General features: G+C 43.6%; 16 protein-coding genes. 8 read left to right on the forward strand and 8 right to left on the reverse strand.

Features of this window, described 5'->3' with window-relative positions:
• Positions 1-57 precede the first annotated feature (57 nt).
• Positions 58-1,137 (forward strand): anthranilate phosphoribosyltransferase, encoded by a 1,080-nt coding sequence (gene trpD / locus V7K49_RS17460; protein ID WP_335206596.1) that lies wholly within the window; start codon positions 58-60, stop codon positions 1,135-1,137.
• On the opposite strand, the gene V7K49_RS17465 is transcribed toward trpD, so the two are convergent.
• Complete coding sequence (locus V7K49_RS17465; RefSeq protein ID WP_335206598.1) at positions 1,067-2,116, reverse strand: retropepsin-like aspartic protease family protein; 1,050 nt, start codon at positions 2,114-2,116, stop codon at positions 1,067-1,069. The two genes, trpD and V7K49_RS17465, sit on opposite strands and share 71 nt — an antisense overlap.
• A 274-nt stretch (positions 2,117-2,390) precedes the next feature.
• Between V7K49_RS17465 and carA the strand changes: the two genes are divergently transcribed.
• The 5 genes from carA to V7K49_RS17490 all read left to right on the forward strand — a co-directional run bounded on the left by carA (position 2,391) and on the right by V7K49_RS17490 (position 6,762).
• Positions 2,391-3,557 carry a glutamine-hydrolyzing carbamoyl-phosphate synthase small subunit gene (gene carA / locus V7K49_RS17470; protein ID WP_335206600.1) on the forward strand — a complete coding sequence of 389 codons (1,167 nt, stop codon included), beginning with the start codon at positions 2,391-2,393 and terminating at the stop codon, positions 3,555-3,557.
• A 159-nt stretch (positions 3,558-3,716) separates the two neighbouring features.
• Positions 3,717-4,088: an STAS domain-containing protein gene (locus V7K49_RS17475; protein ID WP_273769590.1), complete on the forward strand. Its 372-nt coding sequence runs from the start codon at positions 3,717-3,719 to the stop codon at positions 4,086-4,088.
• A gap of 575 nt (positions 4,089-4,663) precedes the next feature.
• The gene (locus V7K49_RS17480) at positions 4,664-5,143 is read left to right on the forward strand and encodes a Mini-ribonuclease 3 (RefSeq protein ID WP_334871497.1); all 480 of its coding nucleotides are present in this window, start codon (positions 4,664-4,666) and stop codon (positions 5,141-5,143) included.
• 92 nt (positions 5,144-5,235) lie between these two features.
• Entirely contained in the window at positions 5,236-6,366 is a 1,131-nt protein-coding gene (rlmB, locus tag V7K49_RS17485) for a 23S rRNA (guanosine(2251)-2'-O)-methyltransferase RlmB (protein ID WP_335206602.1), read from the forward strand.
• A gap of 87 nt (positions 6,367-6,453) precedes the next feature.
• Complete coding sequence (locus V7K49_RS17490) at positions 6,454-6,762, forward strand: DUF1816 domain-containing protein (RefSeq protein ID WP_335206604.1); 309 nt, start codon at positions 6,454-6,456, stop codon at positions 6,760-6,762.
• A 163-nt stretch (positions 6,763-6,925) separates the two neighbouring features.
• Here V7K49_RS17490 and V7K49_RS17495 read toward each other — a convergent pair whose 3' ends face one another.
• The 3 genes from V7K49_RS17495 to truB form a co-directional block, all read right to left on the reverse strand.
• The gene (locus V7K49_RS17495) at positions 6,926-7,786 is read right to left on the reverse strand and encodes an alpha/beta fold hydrolase (protein WP_335206606.1); all 861 of its coding nucleotides are present in this window, start codon (positions 7,784-7,786) and stop codon (positions 6,926-6,928) included.
• Positions 7,786-8,175, reverse strand: coding sequence for a hypothetical protein (locus V7K49_RS17500; protein WP_335206607.1), 390 nt, complete (start codon positions 8,173-8,175; stop codon positions 7,786-7,788). Before V7K49_RS17500 ends, V7K49_RS17495 begins: the two co-directional genes overlap by 1 nt.
• A gap of 400 nt (positions 8,176-8,575) precedes the next feature.
• The gene (gene truB, locus V7K49_RS17505) at positions 8,576-9,454 is read right to left on the reverse strand and encodes a tRNA pseudouridine(55) synthase TruB (RefSeq protein ID WP_334871492.1); all 879 of its coding nucleotides are present in this window, start codon (positions 9,452-9,454) and stop codon (positions 8,576-8,578) included.
• A 673-nt stretch (positions 9,455-10,127) separates the two neighbouring features.
• Between truB and V7K49_RS17510 the strand changes: the two genes are divergently transcribed.
• Positions 10,128-10,382, forward strand: a complete 255-nt coding sequence (locus V7K49_RS17510) for a DUF7219 family protein (protein ID WP_334969291.1) — start codon at positions 10,128-10,130, stop codon at positions 10,380-10,382.
• Between the two features lie 249 nt (positions 10,383-10,631).
• Here the strand turns inward: V7K49_RS17510 and V7K49_RS17515 are convergent, their stop codons facing one another.
• Entirely contained in the window at positions 10,632-12,347 is a 1,716-nt protein-coding gene (locus V7K49_RS17515) for an alpha/beta hydrolase (RefSeq protein WP_335206608.1), read from the reverse strand.
• Positions 12,348-12,777: 430 nt separating this feature from the next.
• On the reverse strand, positions 12,778-13,701 hold the full coding sequence (locus tag V7K49_RS17520; RefSeq protein ID WP_335206609.1) for a DMT family transporter: 924 nt from the start codon (positions 13,699-13,701) through the stop codon (positions 12,778-12,780).
• A gap of 281 nt (positions 13,702-13,982) precedes the next feature.
• Between V7K49_RS17520 and V7K49_RS17525 the strand changes: the two genes are divergently transcribed.
• Positions 13,983-16,253, forward strand: coding sequence for a cytochrome-c peroxidase (locus V7K49_RS17525; RefSeq protein ID WP_335206610.1), 2,271 nt, complete (start codon positions 13,983-13,985; stop codon positions 16,251-16,253).
• Positions 16,254-16,445: 192 nt separating this feature from the next.
• On the opposite strand, the gene V7K49_RS17530 is transcribed toward V7K49_RS17525, so the two are convergent.
• The gene (locus tag V7K49_RS17530) at positions 16,446-17,624 is read right to left on the reverse strand and encodes a GNAT family N-acetyltransferase (RefSeq protein WP_335206611.1); all 1,179 of its coding nucleotides are present in this window, start codon (positions 17,622-17,624) and stop codon (positions 16,446-16,448) included.
• Positions 17,625-17,922: 298 nt separating this feature from the next.
• Positions 17,923-18,333, reverse strand: a complete 411-nt coding sequence (locus V7K49_RS17535; protein WP_335206612.1) for a hypothetical protein — start codon at positions 18,331-18,333, stop codon at positions 17,923-17,925.
• Between the last annotated feature and the right edge of the window lie 455 nt (positions 18,334-18,788).

An 18,788-nucleotide genomic window follows, 5' to 3' on the forward strand; every position in this document is an offset into this window, starting at 1 on the left:
GGATAGCTCCCATGCCCTTCAACGTAGCTACACCCTACAACACCACAAACCTTAGCGATGACAACCTCCGCAATCCCTGCTCAAGAATCCTCTGTTAGCTGGTATATCCTGCTGCAACAATTAATAGATGGCCAATCCTTGTCCCGTACTCAAGCTGCTGAATTGATGCAAGGTTGGCTCAATGAAGCGGTTCCCCCAGAGTTATCAGGGGCTATTTTAACAGCGCTGAACTTTAGAGGCATTTCTGCCGACGAGTTGACCGGCATGGCTGAAGTATTACAATCTCAGTGTTCCCCACTCAACACTCAGCACTTACCACAGGCTAAACACCCCGCTACTGTAATAGATACCTGTGGCACTGGTGGAGATGGTTCATCAACCTTTAATATTTCCACAGCGGTTGCTTTTGTTGCTGCTGCCTATGGCGTACCAGTCGCTAAACACGGCAATCGTTCAGCTTCAAGTCTCACGGGGAGTGCCGATGTCTTGGAAGCTTTGGGTGTAAACTTGAGTGCCTCTAGTGAAAAAGTGCAAGCAGCACTACAAGAGGTGGGGATCACTTTCTTGTTTGCCCCTGGTTGGCATCCAGCCCTCAAGGCGGTTGCCTCATTACGGCGGACTTTGAAAGTGCGAACAGTTTTTAATTTGCTTGGGCCCTTAGTAAATCCCTTGCGTCCAACTGGGCAAGTGGTAGGGTTATTTACTCCCAAACTTTTGGCAACCGTTGCTGAAGCTTTACAGAATTTGGGCAAGGAAAAGGCGATTGTGCTGCATGGGCGAGAAAAACTCGATGAGGCTGGATTAGGAGATGAAACTGACTTGGCGGTGTTATCAGATGGAGAAGTGCAGGTAACTACAATTAATCCCCTGAATTTGGATCTAACGCCTGCTACCATAGGTATGCTTCGGGGTGGGGATGTCCAAGAGAATGCGGTGATTCTCAAGGCGGTACTTCAAGGTAAGGGAACTCAGGCGCAACAAGATGTAGTTGCCTTAAATGCGTCGTTGGCCCTGCAAGTAGCGGGTGCGATCGCATTGCTGGATCACGCCCAAGGGATTAAAGTAGCTAAGGATATCCTACAAAGTGGGGCGGCTTGGACAAAGTTGGAGCAGTTAGTTGAGTTTCTGGGGAATTGATTTGCGATCGCAATTGCGGGCGAAATTCTACCACATTACGTTTAATGGTGACATCGTAGTTGCCAAAAAAGTCATGTCCTAGAAGTCCAGTTTCTAGTTCTGCCCCTGCGATCGCTACTGCTACTTTATTCACTATTACCCCGCCAACTGCCATCGAATTAACGTAGCCCACAGGAAATTCTACAGCTCTAGAACTAGCGGTGTTTGCCTTCGCTCTCCCTACTGGCACTATACCTAAAGCATTGGCCATCTCTTGGGTGATCACAGTGCCACTGGCTCCTGTATCCACAATCATCTCAAATTGTCGCTGGCCATTGAAGGTGACTTCGACAATTGGCGTTCCACCAATTCGCCTTTTAATCGGGGCTGTAAATACTGCTTGATCTGGAATCAGCACTACTGATGAGGGTAAACGTGGCTCTGGTGGTAACGGTTTAGTTTCTTGTAGAGGTGATAGAGGTGAGGTATACTTTGGTGTGGTTGCTGTGTGGGGAACAAGAACTACTATCCTCTTCGGTTCGGCAACGCGCACAGGGCGAGGATTAGCTTGCTGTTTGGCATATTTTATTTGGCGTCGATATTCAGTAATCTTGGTTTGAGCGATCGTAAATTCTGGGCTTTGTCGCCGCACTCTTTGCATCAGCGCGATCGCATCCTGGTACTGATTCGCCACCAAAGTCCAATCACCTGGAGATTGAGCAGATTGGCTGATACTCCAAGCGCCAACGGCTTTGTCTAGCCCCATCTCAAAAAGACTTGGTTCACTTTCAGACGGCTCTAGCGGCTGTGCTTCTGGGGTAGCTGTTGGTGTTGCTGGTTCGACGGCAGGCTGTATTGATGGCAGATCCCCAATTGGCGCGGGTTGCTCATTGCCACCAGTCGCAATGTTCCGTTTGTCTTCACTACAGGCAACACACAAAACCGCTAGAGCGCTTGATAGAAAAATTAGGGTTGCACGGGATAAAAAGGACTGAAGCATAATTAATTTTAACTGCCCAAGCTTTGCCAAAGCCACTCCCGCTACTTTAATTCCCTTTTAATTTTAATTAACTATTCTAAAAAATCCCAATTGCCCAACTCATGGGATAATTAACAATCGCAGTATTGGGGAATGAGGGATGAGAGAGATGAAAGAGCAGGGGGAACAATTGATTAATGCCCCATGCCCCATGCCCAATGACGCCACTTGCTCCACTTGGGGAAACCCCAAGAGCGCAGTGGCTCCCCCATGCCCAATCCATAATCTATAGCCTATGCCCCTGACTGACACAATACCTGCTTTACTTGTCCTGGCAGATGGAACCACTTATCGCGGTTGGTCTTTCGGTGCGACGGGAACCGCGATCGGAGAAGTGGTGTTCAACACTGGCATGACTGGCTACCAAGAAGTACTGACCGACCCTAGTTACTGCGGTCAGATTGTCATTTTTACCTATCCTGAATTAGGGAATACTGGCGTCAATCCTGAAGATGAGGAATCAGATGGCCCCCAAGTGCGGGGTGCGATCGCGCGCAATATTTGTCACAAACCAAGTAACTGGCGATCGACACAATCCTTACCTGACTACCTTAAACAAAACCAAGTACCAGGGATATACGGCATCGATACCCGCGCCCTCACCCGCAAAATTCGGATGTTTGGAGCGATGAACGGTGGCATTTCCACAGCTATTCTTGATGAGGGGGAATTACTAGAGCAGGTACAGGCGGTTCCCAACATGGCGGGATTGAATCTGGTTAGTGAAGTCACCACCCCAACGGCTTATGAATGGTCAGATCCCACAATTCCAGCTTGGGAATTCAACTCTGAGGCTGCGGAAAATCTTGGGGAACCCTTTACTGTTGTTGCCCTTGACTTTGGCGTAAAACGCAATATTTTGCGTCGCTTAGTAAGTTACGGTTGTCGGGTGATTGTTGTGCCTGCTGATACGCCACCAGAGGAAATCCTCAACTACAATCCAGATGGTGTGTTTCTTTCTAATGGGCCTGGTGACCCTGCTGCTGTCACTGAAGGGATTGCAACTGCCAAAGCGCTCCTGTTAAGTCAAAAACCCATCTTTGGGATTTGTATGGGACACCAAATTTTAGGTCATGCACTAGGGGCAGAAACCTATAAACTCAAATTTGGTCACCGTGGTTTAAATCAGCCTGCTGGCTCACAACAACGGGTAGAAATTACCAGCCAAAACCACAGTTTTGCTATTGACCCAGATTCTTTACCTACGGCAGTCGTGGAAATCAGCCACCTGAACTTAAATGATCGCACCATTGCCGGGGTACGTCACAAATCTCTGCCTGTATTCTCCGTACAGTATCACCCAGAAGCCAGTCCTGGCCCTCACGATGCTGATTACTTGTTTGAGCAATTTGTTCAAGTAATGCGAACAGCACGTCAAGCCGTTGCAGCCGAGGTGAGGTAAAAATAGGGAATGGGGCATGGAGCATGGGGCATAGGGCATAGGGACTAGAAAAGAATTTTCCAATGCCCAATCCCCAATGCCCAATGCCCCAGAAGATTGTAGACAACTTGCTCAAAAACCATCTATACTTGAGCGTTCACTTTAACTCATGAGGAGGGAATTATTGCTGAACCACTGAATCTAACCGTTAGCCTGAGGGGCACTCGTGAAGTCCGGGATAACTGCCAGCTATTCCGCCTCACAGGTTTGTTAGATGCCTTTTCTGAACCAACATTTCGCAAAGTACTTGGCAGCAAGATTGACGAGGGCCCTAAGCACATTATTTTGGATCTCTCACAAATCGACTTTATTGATAGCTCTGGCTTGGGTGCTCTGGTGCAGCTAGCCAAGCAGGCTCAAACTGCTGAAGGCACTTTGCAAATTGTCACGAATGCCCGCGTAACTCAAACGGTCAAGCTTGTTCGCCTAGAGAAGTTTCTCTCCCTGCAAAAATCAGTTGAAGACGCTCTAGAAAACGTTAAGCAATCTTGATTGCTTGAACCGAGAGATCAATTCAGCTATCCAGATTCAACATTGGATAGCTTAATTTTTAAAACTTCTGGCAAAAAACCTCTCTCCTTGTGGGGGAGGCACAAAGCCAGTTAAGTTATTATGTTTAAAGTTGAGTAATAACTAAAGATATAGACACACAGATATTGGATATGTAATCGTTGGCTAGAATATTCGGATAAACAATCAAGTCTGAAAAAGTTCTAGCAAAATACAAAGCCAGCAGATTTGTCTATATATAAACTTGACTTGATACTGTATAGTTAGAAATTGTCGCTTACTAAGTAAGCCTGGCAATGTGATCAAGTAAAAGGGTGAATTTGATGTCCAAATTTTACTCTATCTTAGGCATAGACCACAAGAAGTAGGCGAAATTTGGTTTATAGGCGTTGACATTAGGGTGATTTAAAATGCCAACTCTCAAGCAAAAAGATGAAATTAGGAAGTAATTTTGATAGTATTGATTATGCTAAGTATACTATCATGGCATACTTCAGAAAAATCAGTCTTTGCGAAGAATGCCTGCCAAATCTAGCCCGTCAAGGAATGATTTATTTGTGAAGTCACAGGAGGAAGAGCTATTAGATGGACAAGATGAAACTCCCAAACAGAGTTTATCTTGGACTCAAGCACTCTTGGCAACCACAGGGCCATTCCAACAGATTTCCCTTTCACAAGTGCAACAAATTTCTCCTACTGCTTTAGCATATTTGGGGGATGCAATTTATGAGTTGTATGTTAGAATGTTCTATCTGCTGCCATTGCAGCGGTCAGGAATTTACCATAGTCTGGTAGTGGAGCAGGTAAGAGCGGAAACACAAGCCCTACATTTGCGATCGCTGATTCCTCATCTAAGAGACACTGAATTAGAAATTGTCCGACGGGGTAGAAACGCCGCTACAGGACGCCCAAAGCGACTTAATCCCGAAATTTATCAACAGGCAACTAGTCTAGAAACCTTAATTGGCTACTTATATCTCACCGATTACCAGCGTCTAACCGAACTGTTGCAAATACTTCATGTAGAAAAAGAGTGAAAACTCAATTTCACAGTAGCTACAGCAGTAGATTAGGCTCAAAAAATTGAGGGAATCGGGATGACCAACTATACGCTATATCCATAACTCAAATGCAGAATAAACCAAGAAAAGTCAAGACTTCTAGCGAACCAAATCGTGGACAACCCGTAAAAATTCAGGGTAAGCGTGTTGTTACTAATCCGACTCGTAATCCCAGAAAAATAGATAGCAATCCCATCTCTGTTACTAATCCGACTCGCAATCCCAGGAAAATAGATAGCAATCCCATTTCTGTCGCTAATCCGACTCGCAATCCCAGGAAAATAGATAGCAACCCCATTTCTGTTGCTGAGCCGACTCGCAATCCCAGGAAAATAGATAGCAACCCCGTTTCTAGCAACTCCCGACAACGAAATAGTAACTTCTCCCAGATGTCTGTATCTTCTACACCGACAGAAGAAGATAGCGATCTCATCTACGGTCGTCATCCAGTATTGAGTGCGTTGCAAAATCAGCGCAATCTCAATCGCCTCTGGATTACTACCCGTCTGCGCTACGATCCCAGCTTTCACCATTTTCTCTTGCAAGCGAAGGAAAATGGCACAGTTATTGATGAGGTTGAACCCAAGCGCTTAGACCATCTCACCAACGGGGCTAATCATCAAGGTGTGGCGGCACAAATTGCTCCCTACGCCTACATCGAATTGCCGGATCTAATTGAACAGACAAAAGCTGTAACCGATCCTGTAATTGTCGTGGCTGATGGGATTACTGATCCCCACAACTTGGGAGCAATTATTCGCACCGCCGAAGCAATAGGCGCTCAAGGATTGGTGATTCCCCAGAGAAGGGCATCTGGGATCACTTCCACTGTCATGAAAGTGGCAGCAGGTGCTTTAGAAAATTTTGCTGTAGCTAGAGTTGTCAACCTCAGCCGCGCCTTAGAAGAATTAAAAGAAGCTGGCTTTTGGATTTACGGCACTGCTGCAAGTGGGAGCGAACCCGTGCATACAGTCAATTTCACTGGCCCAATAGTTTTAGTAATTGGCTCAGAAGGCGAAGGTCTGAGTATGTTAACTCAACGCTCCTGTGATTTTTTAGTATCGATTCCTCTACAGGGTAAGACTCCCAGCCTCAATGCTTCTGTAGCAGCGGGTATGGCGCTTTATGAAATTTATCGGCAGCGATCGCTAAGTACACTGCACTTAGATAAATTACAAAAATTTTCTTTGAAAAAATAATAGTAAGAGAGTATAAAGAAATGTAAAAGATAATCAAGTAGTATATCGTTTAATACCCTGTAGCACGTTTATAAATCCGCGAAAATTATGAAAACCATTTGGCATAACCTCAAGGAAGTGTTGATTAACACATTCGACTACCTCGGCTTGGCTTGGTGGGTAGAGATTGTGACGCAGAATCCCCGCTGCACGTACTACTTCGGACCATTTCTGAATTCTTCTGATGCAAAATTGTCAAGTACCGGATATATAGAAGATTTGAAAGTCGAAGGAGCGCAGGGAATTGCTGTGCATGTCAAGCGCTGCAAACCTAATACTTTAACAATCGCTGACGACTTGGGGGAAAAGATTGACCGCAAAGTACAGCCTGCCTTTGGCGGTCAAATTTTAAGTTAGGCCAGAGAATGAACACAATTCGTAATTCGTAATTTGTAATTTCGGGTTCTAATTACGAATTATTTTTTCAATAGTCAAAAACCCTTGGACTTTTGACTATTGACGGGGTGGTTGGTACACACGTTTGAAAGTCTATATTGACTTTTCAAGAATTTCCCCTACCTTAGACGTGAGCAGTATCAATACCAATTACCTGCGGATGTTCTTCCAGCCAATGGTCAATGTCATTCAGCACCTGCTGGGGAATTTCCCACGGGAAAAGATGGGCGGTGTTGGGATAGCACTGCCACTGAGAATTTTGCAGGTGTTGAGCAGTTTCTAAGCTGGAATCAGATGTGATGTGGCGGTCTTGGTCACCAGCAAGTACTAAACCAGGACATTGTATTTGTTGCAGATCTAGAAGTCGGTTGTATCCCGATTGAATTGCACTATAGAGGGCGCGAGTAGCAGCAGGAGAGGTTTGCAAATAAGCTGGTACTGCTTCGGTGGCGATATAGTTGTAAGTGGTAGGTGTATGTTGTTGGATTAAGTAGCGGAAAAGCGATCGCTTGCCAAAAGTTTCAATATTCCATGGCCAACTCGGTTTTATATAGTTTAGTAGTCCAGCAACACCAGTATATAAATTATCTTGCCAAGTGATGGTCGGATGACTGCCACGCGGTTTTGCGGCTGTCGCCACCAAAATCAGCCCTGTAACGCGCTCTGGCAAACGTAATGCCAATTCCATTGCCAGAATGCCCCCAAGTGACCATCCCAATACTAGGCACTTTTCAATCTCAAAACGGTCTAGCAGCGCTTCTAAATCGGTCAAATGGTCATTCATATCAAAATTGCCGTTGCAGCGACTTTTGCCGTATCCACGTAAATCAGGGGCAAAAGTTTTGTAGCGTTTTGATAAATGATTGGTAAAGACAGAAAGACTACGACCAGAACCAGGATGACCGTGTAAGCCCAAAATGGGGAATCCTTGACCTTGGATGTAGACATTAAGACGTGCAGCAGTGGTGGTATGGCGATCGCTCATTACTCGCCCTTCTCCTGTCTACCGAATAAATGTTCTAAAATGGGTTGACTTTCAGTTCTCAACCCTCTAATATCCGAGCTGATTTCTCTAAGTTCGGTGACAATTCCTTCAAAATGGTTGAGCTGATGGATTTCAACTACCTGCACCAAGGAATTTACGGTTGAGCGTAGTTGGGCACAGACGCGTTGGCGCACTTGTGCTGAGCGTAGCCGAAGTAGCCTCTCGTAGAGAAGCGGCTTGTCGCCAGACATCGCAACTCTATTCGCTTCTATGGGTACTCTATTACCATCTATAGCTACTGCGTTTGCTTCTATAGCTGTCGTATTCGCTTCAGCGCTTTGTGCTGTCCGTTCTAGGATTGCCTCAATCCGATCTAGCCTTTGTGTCATAGCAGTTCCTTATATTATTCTTCTAATTGTGTCACACGGCTAGTGGTGAAGCATTCCAGTGTTTAGGTGATTTCTGACAAAGAATATACCCAGGTTGACGAGTTTCGACACAACGACCGACTCAGTGCATCGCTTCGCTCAACTCTCGATTTCCTAGTTGGTTGAGCGAAGTCGAAACCAACGGCGGCGGTAAATTTATTAACGGAAATTGCCTTAGTTAGGTCATATTTGCTCGCTTGCAAACGAAACTAGCAAATCACTCGTTGTTTGATATGTGATATCAGATTGAATATCTGCCCAATTATTGGGTAAAGCTCCCATTTAGTTTACTATTGGTGATAATTTTACAGATTGTGCCCAAACTCTGTGTTCAAATTAAAACCTTCAATTTACCAGACTTTCAAGAAATAGGTTCAAAAACCATTTGGGGAATTAACACTTCGTCTTCTAATTGCCCAATACCTAAAAAGCGAGTCTCTTGATCATAAACTCTCACTATTCCAGAAACATCGAAAGTTAGAGAAATTCGCTGACCTTGACACCATTTTTGAGCAGATGTTGCTGGTAAAGTTACAGATGACAAATGTTTCAAGGCAGCATCAGGTACAAAAGGTTGAAATGTCTGGGTTTGCAGTTTAGTTTCTAAGTCTGTGAAAGTGAGACTATCTGTTAAATCGAAACCACTGCTTTGGGTGCGGATCAAAGCCGCAAGAGTGCCACCAGTTTCTAAAATTGCACCTAAGTCACGAGCGATCGCTCTAATATATGTACCAGAACCACAGGCGATCGCAACATCCAATTCAGGAAAATCTCCTTCTCTCCAGTCCAAAATATCTATCTGAAAAACTTCCACTGTTCGCACTGGAACTTCCACCGTTTTACCTTGGCGTGCTAAGTCGTAGAGACGTTTACCATCCACTTGGATTGCACTGTAAATAGGTGGTATTTGCTCAATCTTGCCTTCAAATTGTGCCAGTGCAGTTTTCACCTCTGCTAAACTCAATCCAGCACAAGGTTGAGAAGTGATGATTTCACCTTGTAAATCATCGGTTGTAGTCCGCACACCCAGCCGAATGGTGGCTTTGTAAGCTTTGTTGTCTGGCAGATATTGTAATAATCTTGTGGCTTTACCAAGGGCGATTGGTAATACCCCGGTAGCTGCTGGGTCTAAGGTTCCCGCATGTCCCACACGTTTGAGGCGCAATAATTTTCGCACCCGCGCTACGCAGTCGTGGGAAGTCCAGTCAAATGGTTTGTTTAAGTTGAGAAAACCTTGCACGGTGAAATTTTATAGTTTTTCGTTATTTGGCGACTACTTCTGTTTAGGGAAAACGCCTACCCTTTCAAAAGGCAGCAAACAAAGATTATTCCCCTACTCGTAATAGTAGGCTCACTTGCGCCTGTAGTCCACGATAAAGTCATGTTCTTTGCTACAATCGCCCGCTTTTAAGCGTGTGTTACCTTCTGCTTTGATGAATACAACCAAGCGACATGAAGATATGTGAGAGCCAATGCTGTTAAGCTTTCTTGCGTAAACGGGGTTATTCCAAAACCAAGTATCATCAGTCACAGCTAAATGAATGCTTTTGGATAAAAGGTATAGTTTTGCTATACCTACTAAAAATGGTTTTAAATCTATCTTAAGAAAGATTTCGGAGTTTATTAAAAGCAAACATGATGTTGTTATACTGTCGATAACAGATTATTAAGTGAAAGAAAAAGCTGTCTCAGCAGCCCCTCTCAGTTCTAATGTTGATATAAGCGATAGTCTCTATTCAATAGATTTGGGATGTGGAAATGCTACTTTAATCGAAAACACAAGAGTGTTTCTCGAAGTTTTCGCTACTGAATCAGATTAGAAAGTTAAAGGAAAATATGTTGTAACGACTGTCACACCACTTTTTGAGTTGGTTGGCTATCATGAATAAAAATTATACATAGGAGCCTAGCTAATGGTACAATCCAACCAACCAGACAAAAACGGTTTTTTTTACCCGCGCAGTCGTTACTACGGTCAAATTCGGCCAGAGTGTCTGGTATTTAATGCCAATCTCCAAGAATTTGCTCAAAAAGTTAGCTTCATCTCCATTTTAGAAACATCGGGAAAGCTTGACCCTCAAGAAGCTTACAAGCAGATTAAGCAACTTTGGAAAGAGTTAAAGCACAGCAAAAAGGAACTGGGAATTGGTAATGAACCTGACCAATGAGCTTTTCTTTCTACCTTTGCGTTTAAGAAAGTGGGAACGCCTGACGCCGAATGTATGAGCTTTTTATGTGATGATTTAGCAACGCTGAAAATAGATTTTTCTCAGTCTAATTGCTTTTATATTTATTTGCATTTTCATGCAAATAAACTGCACATACATACATAATTAATTAAATTTATACAAGTCAAATAAAAATCATTACATGCAGCAATGCAACACCAATATCCAACATCCAAAATCCGAAGCTGACTATGGTGTTGGGAACTTTTTTTTTAAAGGTTTTGCTCCTTCAAAATCTAGCAATTGTGCCAATTCTGTTGTATTCAATGACTTGACAAGATTCAAACCAAGAGACTGACTAGAAATGCTTTGAGTGTAGGCGGCGTTAAGGTAGGGAGTGTATTGTGACCTTCCTGAAACATAGGTTTGGAAGAAAGGTAAACTTAAAACATTCATGTAACGACGCGCTTGGGAAGCATCACCAATCATATCAGCAGGTAATGCTACTTGTTGATTTGCAGGGTTACCGTTGCCAATGGTGGAAAAGTGGGTGCCACCTACAAGCATGACGAGATACTTTTGTGAATTAGTGAACCAGGAGAAAGGTAGAATTTGTTCGGATAAAGCTGGTGCAACTGTATCATCACTACTGCTGACAATCATCACTGGAGTTCTAATTTGACTTAAGCCAGCTTTCCCGAAAATAGAACTAGTAATGGGATTAACTGCGATCGCAGCTTTTACTCTCTGATCCCGCAGGTTATAATCCTTGGCAGATTTACTGATGTTCAATTCTAAAGCACGACACTGGAGCAGTAAAGACATGTTCCAGGTATTTTGCAGCGCTGCTGGTTGACAGTCTTGTTTTAGCTGCTCAAAGTTGATTTTAGCGCCTGCCAGGGCCAAGGCTGTATAGCCTCCCAAAGATTGACCAAATACTCCAACTTGTTGCAGATTTAACCGACCTTTAAATCGTGAATCAGATTGGTTACCTTTTTCCAATTGATTCAATATATATGTTACATCCAAAGGTCGGTCTTTAAATTCACTTGGTTCTGCTACATCATTGGCGCGTCCATTCAACAGAGAATGTAATTGTTTAGCATCACTACCAGGATGATTGGGAACGGCGACGGCAAATCCGTAGGAAGCTAGGTGAGTGGCTAAATATTGAAAGTTGCTGCTGTCTAAACCCAAGCCGTGAGAAATCACAATTACAGGTGCAGCATTCTGGACATTGGGAATATAAACATCAGTTAATAAAGGCCGATTGCGGGTTGAGTCGAAAAACTTCAGGGTATATTTTTGCGACTTAAACTTTCCCGGAACCTGTAAATCAGCCAATTGCGAGAAAATTGGTTGTTTTATAGTAGCAGCTTCAATCTTAGACTCTTGGGAAACTGCTGCGATCGCTCGATGGGTTTTATTAACAAGTTTCTCCAATTCTGTAGCTATTTCCAAAGTCTGCACTACATCAAGGTTAATCCTGTTGGTGGGATATTTACGCAACACATTCAAAAGTGTCAAGCCTCCTGATTCAGCAGAGGCTAAAATTACCGCCGAACGCAAAGTATGAAATTCTGGTTCTGGTTGAGGAGATTTGGTTTTAATCACTTGCGCCAACCGATGCAGCAAAAATTCTCCTTGCGGTGTGTACAGAAATTGCGAAAGTACTACCGGACTAACTTTCACCCGATTAAGTAAAATCTGCCGCAATTCTTGAAGCTGTTGAAGAGGCAGATATTGCTGATAGGCTGCCAACTCGTCGTCAATTACACCTGTTTTGGCGTAGTTTTCTAAAGTAGTGACTGAAATCGAAAGCTCTAAAGCTGAATAAGATGCATAAATCCGCTCTGCTGCCAAGACAGAATTACTAATTCCAAATGTTGGCAGCATCATTGAAAGAACCAGCAACAGGAAATTTTTTCTCAGGGTGCTGGCCCAATTACCAAACAAACTATTCATCGCTCAACTGTTTCGGTGGTCTGGTTTTATTCGGTGTTGGCTTTGGTAGTTATTCGGACACCCTGCTTGGTCTACTTAAATTATTAGCCTCAATTTTATCAAAACAGAATTTAGGAGTCAGTCGTTATAATTCAGGATGAATTGTGTATGACTGGCGAATAGAAAAAGCTTTACCTGACTCCTGAATTCTGATTTTTGAATTCTTATTCAAGAATTTTTCTCTTGGCTATCAAGTCAAAAATCAGATACTACGGAGTCATACAGATGAGTAAAATATCCATCTTACAAGAGGCTGACTCCAGTAGTTTGCCTTCACCATCAAATCATAACAAATAAAAAATATTCTGCCTCAGTATTTATGTTGTAGCTTTGAATATGGCACGAATTCACTAAATGAAAAACCCAGTAAAAATCCAGAAAATCCTTTTTATTAATCAGTTTTTACCAAAGCGATCGCTACTGAGCCTATGACTACTAAAGCTGCTCCTAATATTGCGATGATAGTGAAGTGTTCTGCTGGTATCCAATAAGGTGCAATAACTGATACAACTCCGACTGATATTAATGTCACAATGGGAGCTAAAGCTAATACTGCGCTCACTCGTGATGCTTCCCAATGTTCTAATGATTCGGCAAAAGCACTGTAAGCGATTAAAGTATTCAAAGCACAAAAAATCAATATTCCTAAGTGTAAAGTATCAAGTATAAAAAGCGATTTTACTCTGGCTAGAGGAGTGAATAATAAAGCACAGCCCCCGTAAATAATCAGCATGATACTAGAAGAAGATAAAGATTGTAATAACTGCTTTTGTGCTAATGCATAAATAGCCCATGCTGCGGCTCCTAGCACAATCAAAACACTACCTAGTATATATGTGCCATGCGCTGTAATTAAATTCCTTAGTTGTTCACCAAAAAATAAAAGGTAACCGCAAGTTAGTACACTCATACCAATCCATTGATATAGCCGATAACGTTCTTTAAAAATTACTAACCCTCCTAAACCTAATAAAAGGGTAGATAATTGAATGAGAACTTCAGCGTTAGCAGGCGATGTTAGTGCTAAACCTTGCATGAAGAAAAAGTAATTAATCCCTAAAAAGATTGTAGCGATCGCTAATAATTTCCCAGAAGCACAAAACAATTGTTCTAACTTTGGTAATTTACCGCGTATTCCTAAATACATAGCAAGTAGGAAAAAAGATACCAAAAAACGAAACCAAATGACGGTATATACATCAAGTACTTGCAAAGTTACCGTCAGAGCAATAGGTAAAATTCCCCACAATAAGACCGTCAATAGCGATAGCGCTAGCCCTAAGCGCCACCGACCAGAACTTTGATGTAGTAACATTCAAATATCCTACTCAAAGTAGGGCTAATAACAAGCTAAAAGGCATCTATTTTGCATATCTATATTTTATCAAACTCCTGTGGAGAAAGGATGTCAGCAGTCTAGTTAATGTAAATTAAAGTAGAACAGCTTACCTCTCCTACTCAATTTCTTGGTAGTCATATGGCGTTTTTTGTTCACATAAAATTCGTAAATTTATGTAGTTACTTTACATGAATATTAAATTTAGAACTTTCGCGTAAGTATATAATTTATCCGTTGTTATTTTATTACAAAAAACTATGGGGTTTATACCCTTCATAGGCTTAGTAGTCTTTATTACAGGCTTATCAATTTACTTGCTACTGACTTCAAAAGGTCGATTTTTGCTCAAATCTTTGGTGACAAAAATAAAGCCCCAAGAGTGGAGATTCAGATATGGCAAGATTAACTACCTGAGATCAAGATTTTTAAGGACTATAACAATTGCTGCGATTATTCTGGCAGCAGTAATAGCTGGAAATACTGTATCAGCGCAGGTTACGCCGCCTCTCGCTTCACTCAAGAGCGTATCGGTTCCAGAACCTGACAATCTTGGAGACTTTGTAAAAGACAAAGTAGCCGCGATCAAATTAGGAAAGACTCTTTTTTGGGATATACAGGTTGGGAGCGACGGACTGAGTTCCTGTGCTAGTTGTCACTTTCATGCTGGAGCCGACAATAGATCCAAAAATCAGATTTCTCCTGGGCTTTTGCGGATTAACGCTGATCATACACCGAATCCGGATACAGTTTTTGATGTAGGTGGTGCGCCAAACTACCAGCTAAGAAAAGAAGATTTTCCCTTCCACAAGCTGTCAAACCCGAATGATCCCAAGACCGTTGTGTCTGACCGTAACGATGTCAGTTCCTCTCAGGGGGTCTTCGATACGAAATTTGTTAATGTTAAACCTGGTAGCGCGGAAGACGAAGTAAAAACCGAGCCAGATCCTGTGTTTAACGTGGGAGGTACGAATGTGCGCCGCGTCCAGGCGCGTAACACGCCAAGCGTAATTAATGCAGCATTCAACTTCCGCAACTTCTGGGATGGAAGGGCGCAGCGGATCTTTAATGGGGTGAATCCCTTCGGTTTAAGAGACCCTAACGCTTCTGTAGTGAAAGCAGAAAACCCAAATCAACTCAAATTTGTCAAAGTCAGCCTGAATAATTCGTCTTTGGCTTCCCAGGCACTAGGTCCACCACTCAATTCCTTCGAGACGTCTGCTGATGGTCGCACTTTTCGAGAAATTGGTGATAAGTTTGGGCGAATTGACAACAGAACATCTTTCAACGGACCGCTGCAAGATGATATTCAGGTCGGCTCGCTACTCAGTTCTATTGAAGGAATTGGTGATAACCTCAAGCAAATTGACAACAGAAAATCTCTCAGCGGACTGCTGCAAAATATTCTGTCAATTAGGGGTACAAAGCTCCCTCGAGTCCTGGCGCAAAAGTTAACTCGCCTCAGACCGCTAGGCAAACAGGTTGTGCATCCACAAGACAGCGTTTTAGGTGCAGACAGTAGATGGCCTAAACCCGGACTGAAGGATAGAACCTACGAGCAGTTGGTTAAAGATGCCTTTAGGCCGGAGTGGTGGAAGTCTAATCGACTCATCCAAGTTGATGCTCAAGGTACACGGACTTTTGTCAACAGGGCTGATAACTCTTCCCAAACCAATGAGTACACACTGTTGGAGTATAACTTCTCGCTATTCTTTGGGCTTGCAGTTCAGTTGTACGAGTCTACACTCATTGCCAATGATACGCCTTTTGATCGCTTCTTGGAAGGAAAGACCACAGCCCTAACCAAGCAGCAGCAACTAGGTAAACAACTGTTTGAAGGCAAAGGTCTGTGCATTGGTTGTCATGTTGGATCAGAATTAACAGCTGCTTCAGTGAGCAACGTGGCTAAAAACGGCCGAATCAAACGTGCGCCCTTCCCTCCAAACAGCCCTGAAGACAATGGCTTCTTCAATATCGGCGTCAGACCTGTTACGGACGACCCCGGTTTGGGTGGTAATGACGGTTTGTCTGGTAACGGCCAAGGTAATCCGCTTTCAGAGGCACGATTGGCTCAGTTAGGGAAATTTCAGGCTCTCCTCGGCGAAAACCCCCCCATTCTCAGTCCACCGTTGAGTCCTAATGAAACTGTGTTTGCAGACGGAGCCTTCAAAGCACCTGGACTTCGCAATGTGGAACTCACTGCTCCCTACTTTCACAATGGAGGTCAGGCGACTTTAGAGCAAGTGGTTGATTTTTACAATCGGGGTGGTGACTTTGGAGTTCTTCCGCCGCTGAATTTCTCACCAGAAGAAAAACAGCAATTGGTCGCCTTTTTAAAGGGACTGACTGATGAGCGAGTTCGGTATGAGAAAGCGCCCTTTGACCACCCGCAATTGTTCGTTCCGAATGGACATCCGGGTAACTCTACCTCTGTTACCAATGACGGTACTGGCAAAGCCACGGATAGCCTACTAGAAATTCCTGCTGTTGGTAGGTATGGTGGAACTGGCACTGGAAATTTCCTGAACTAACTAGCAATTTCAGTTAGTAACTCAGGTGTGGGAGTAGGGGAGCAGGGGAAGCAGCGGGAAAACTTTTAACTCCTAACTCCCCACTCCCCTTAAGGGACTGACAAAAAATAAATTATCCAAAATTATTTGTACATTTCTAGAGGATCTTGGCCTTGTGCCCCTACGATGGGATGTTTTTTTAACTGGAAGTCCCTAAAAGTGATCAGCCATCCAAGGCGACGCACCTGCAAATATTTGCGTAGCTGCTAAGATAGCGGTTTCTGTCCCATTCAGTTTTCTGGCTTGTTGCAAATAGTAGGGGGTGAACAAACTTGTATACAATGGTGCCAATTCTCGGATATCTAGCTGCAACTCACCTCTTCCACCTCTGGTAACTTCACCACGTCCGTTGGCGACAGAAAGAATGAATTTACCATTATTTCCAGTTAGCAAATTATCTTGAATTTCTAAGTGCAGTTCAGCCTGGATTCCTGATGGATAACCCCGTGCCTCCAACGCATTGACTACATGTACTACCCGCAACATCCAACGGATCGTATGCCTGATCTTGGCAGTCTGCTCTGGTAGCAGCAATGTTAGGGAATCAATCACAGAACTCCTCCATCGCACCCGCTCAATTTGAGAGCGATGATTGGCAAGAAAAGACCAAAAACTTTGTGCAGCAGTATCTGTGAGTATTACCCAATCTTTGATCCGCAGAATTGCGCCATCCTCTGCTTGATGTTGGCTGAAGAGGATGTAGCCTTGGGGTTTCTCTTTGGGACCGATAAAATATGCGTAAAATGTTTCCTTCTCATCTGGTTGGATTAAGCGCTCCCAGATTGCTGGATATCGGTCTAAATATCCATGCGTTTGTCTCGCCTGCTGCTGATATAGCTGATGAAAGATTTCATGATTGATGGTCACTATTGGTTCCAAAGGTAGGGGTTGCTCCCGCACCTGGATACTGTTAGCAGCAACTTCCCAATCACACAAGTGACCCCCCTGCTCATACCCGACTTTTCGGTACAAGCCTTGAATAGACGGATAAAGAGCGGAGAGCGGTATACCCCTAGCATAAAGTTCTTTGAGGGTGTGCTGCATTAGAGCGATCGCAGCTCCCGAACCGCGATCCTCTGGAGCAATGCCCACTGCCGCAATTCCTGTCATGGGTACACGTTGACCACCCCACCACTGACCCATATCCAAAGTTGCCAATCCACCAATTACTTGCTGCAATTTACGGATAATCCGGAAATTTTCTACGCCAATGAGATTGATGTAAACTTCCTCGCCACCAAATGCGCTGATATAACACTGCTCAAAGATATACCCCAGTTGCTGAATATCCTGTGGATGGGCGAGAGTGCTGTATTCAAATTGAGCCGTCATCTCTTATACCATTAGTAGGATAAAACCACAATCATACTACAGCAGGCGTTGCCTCAATGCTTCACCAACTGACTGGAAAATAGGGACTGGGGAAGAAAGATTTTCATGTGTTCTGTGTAGGCGGTTCATAATGGCTATATATAGCAGTTTGCAGTTGAGTGCAATATAGAACCCATTTGACTACTTACAGCAGTTTTCTATCTATTTGAACCACATCTGTCGTAGGGGCGCAAGGCCTTGCGCCCCTACCGGGTGGTCTATTTACCTGAAAATAGCTGTAAGAAGAAGGTAGTAGCAACTACTCTACGCTAGCTCTTCCGCAATGGTCGGAAGAACTCTCGCAAGTCGGCCGCCAGCAGCCCCGGCTCCTCCAGCGCCGCGAAGTGCCCGCCACGCGGCATCTCGGCCCAGTGCCGCACGTTGAAAAACCGCTCGGCAAACTGGCAGGGCGCATCGGCTTGGGGCTTCCTCCTTCTTGGTCAGCTTTTTGTACAGGGTCAATCTCATTAGAGGTAAATCTTTGGATTGAGGTGATGGAGGAATAACCATTTCGGCGCAAAATATTAAGTGCGATGACATTGGATGGCAGTGGATATCGCAATGTCATGTCCGCCAGAATACTGGACAAAATCGCTTTATCTTGAGTTTCATTCAACCCATGATCACCAACTATTAACCAAAGAGCGCAGGCGTAGCCTGTCGTAGACATCGCTCTCATTCAAACACAAGTTGTCAAAATTTAAACGTTTGCAGCTAATGTTAGATCATTCATAAGGTATGTTTAAGCATTTGTAGGTTAGCTATAAGCAATTGCTCAAAATACTTCATCTTTTGCAACAAATACTATTACATGTATAAGCAATGCTTAAGTCATTGCCAGAAATGTATAAATGAGTCCTGCAAACGCTTTAACATTTGCAGCTAATGCTGGTTGATTTATAAGCAACGCTTAAATCATTGCAATTAACTTATAGCGGTTATCGATTGGATAAGAACACCAAAGTCCTTGCTGTCAAATCATTTCAGCAAAATTTTTGTATTTCACTCAACTGCACACCGCTATATAAATTTATTTACTACCTGAAATTCAAAACTTCCCTAAGTTAAATTAACTAAAGTTTTGTGGATGCGATGTCTACGACGGGTTACGCCTACGCGACTTAT

Source organism: Nostoc sp. (assembly GCF_036919675.1).
GTDB lineage: Bacteria > Cyanobacteriota > Cyanobacteriia > Cyanobacteriales > Nostocaceae > Nostoc.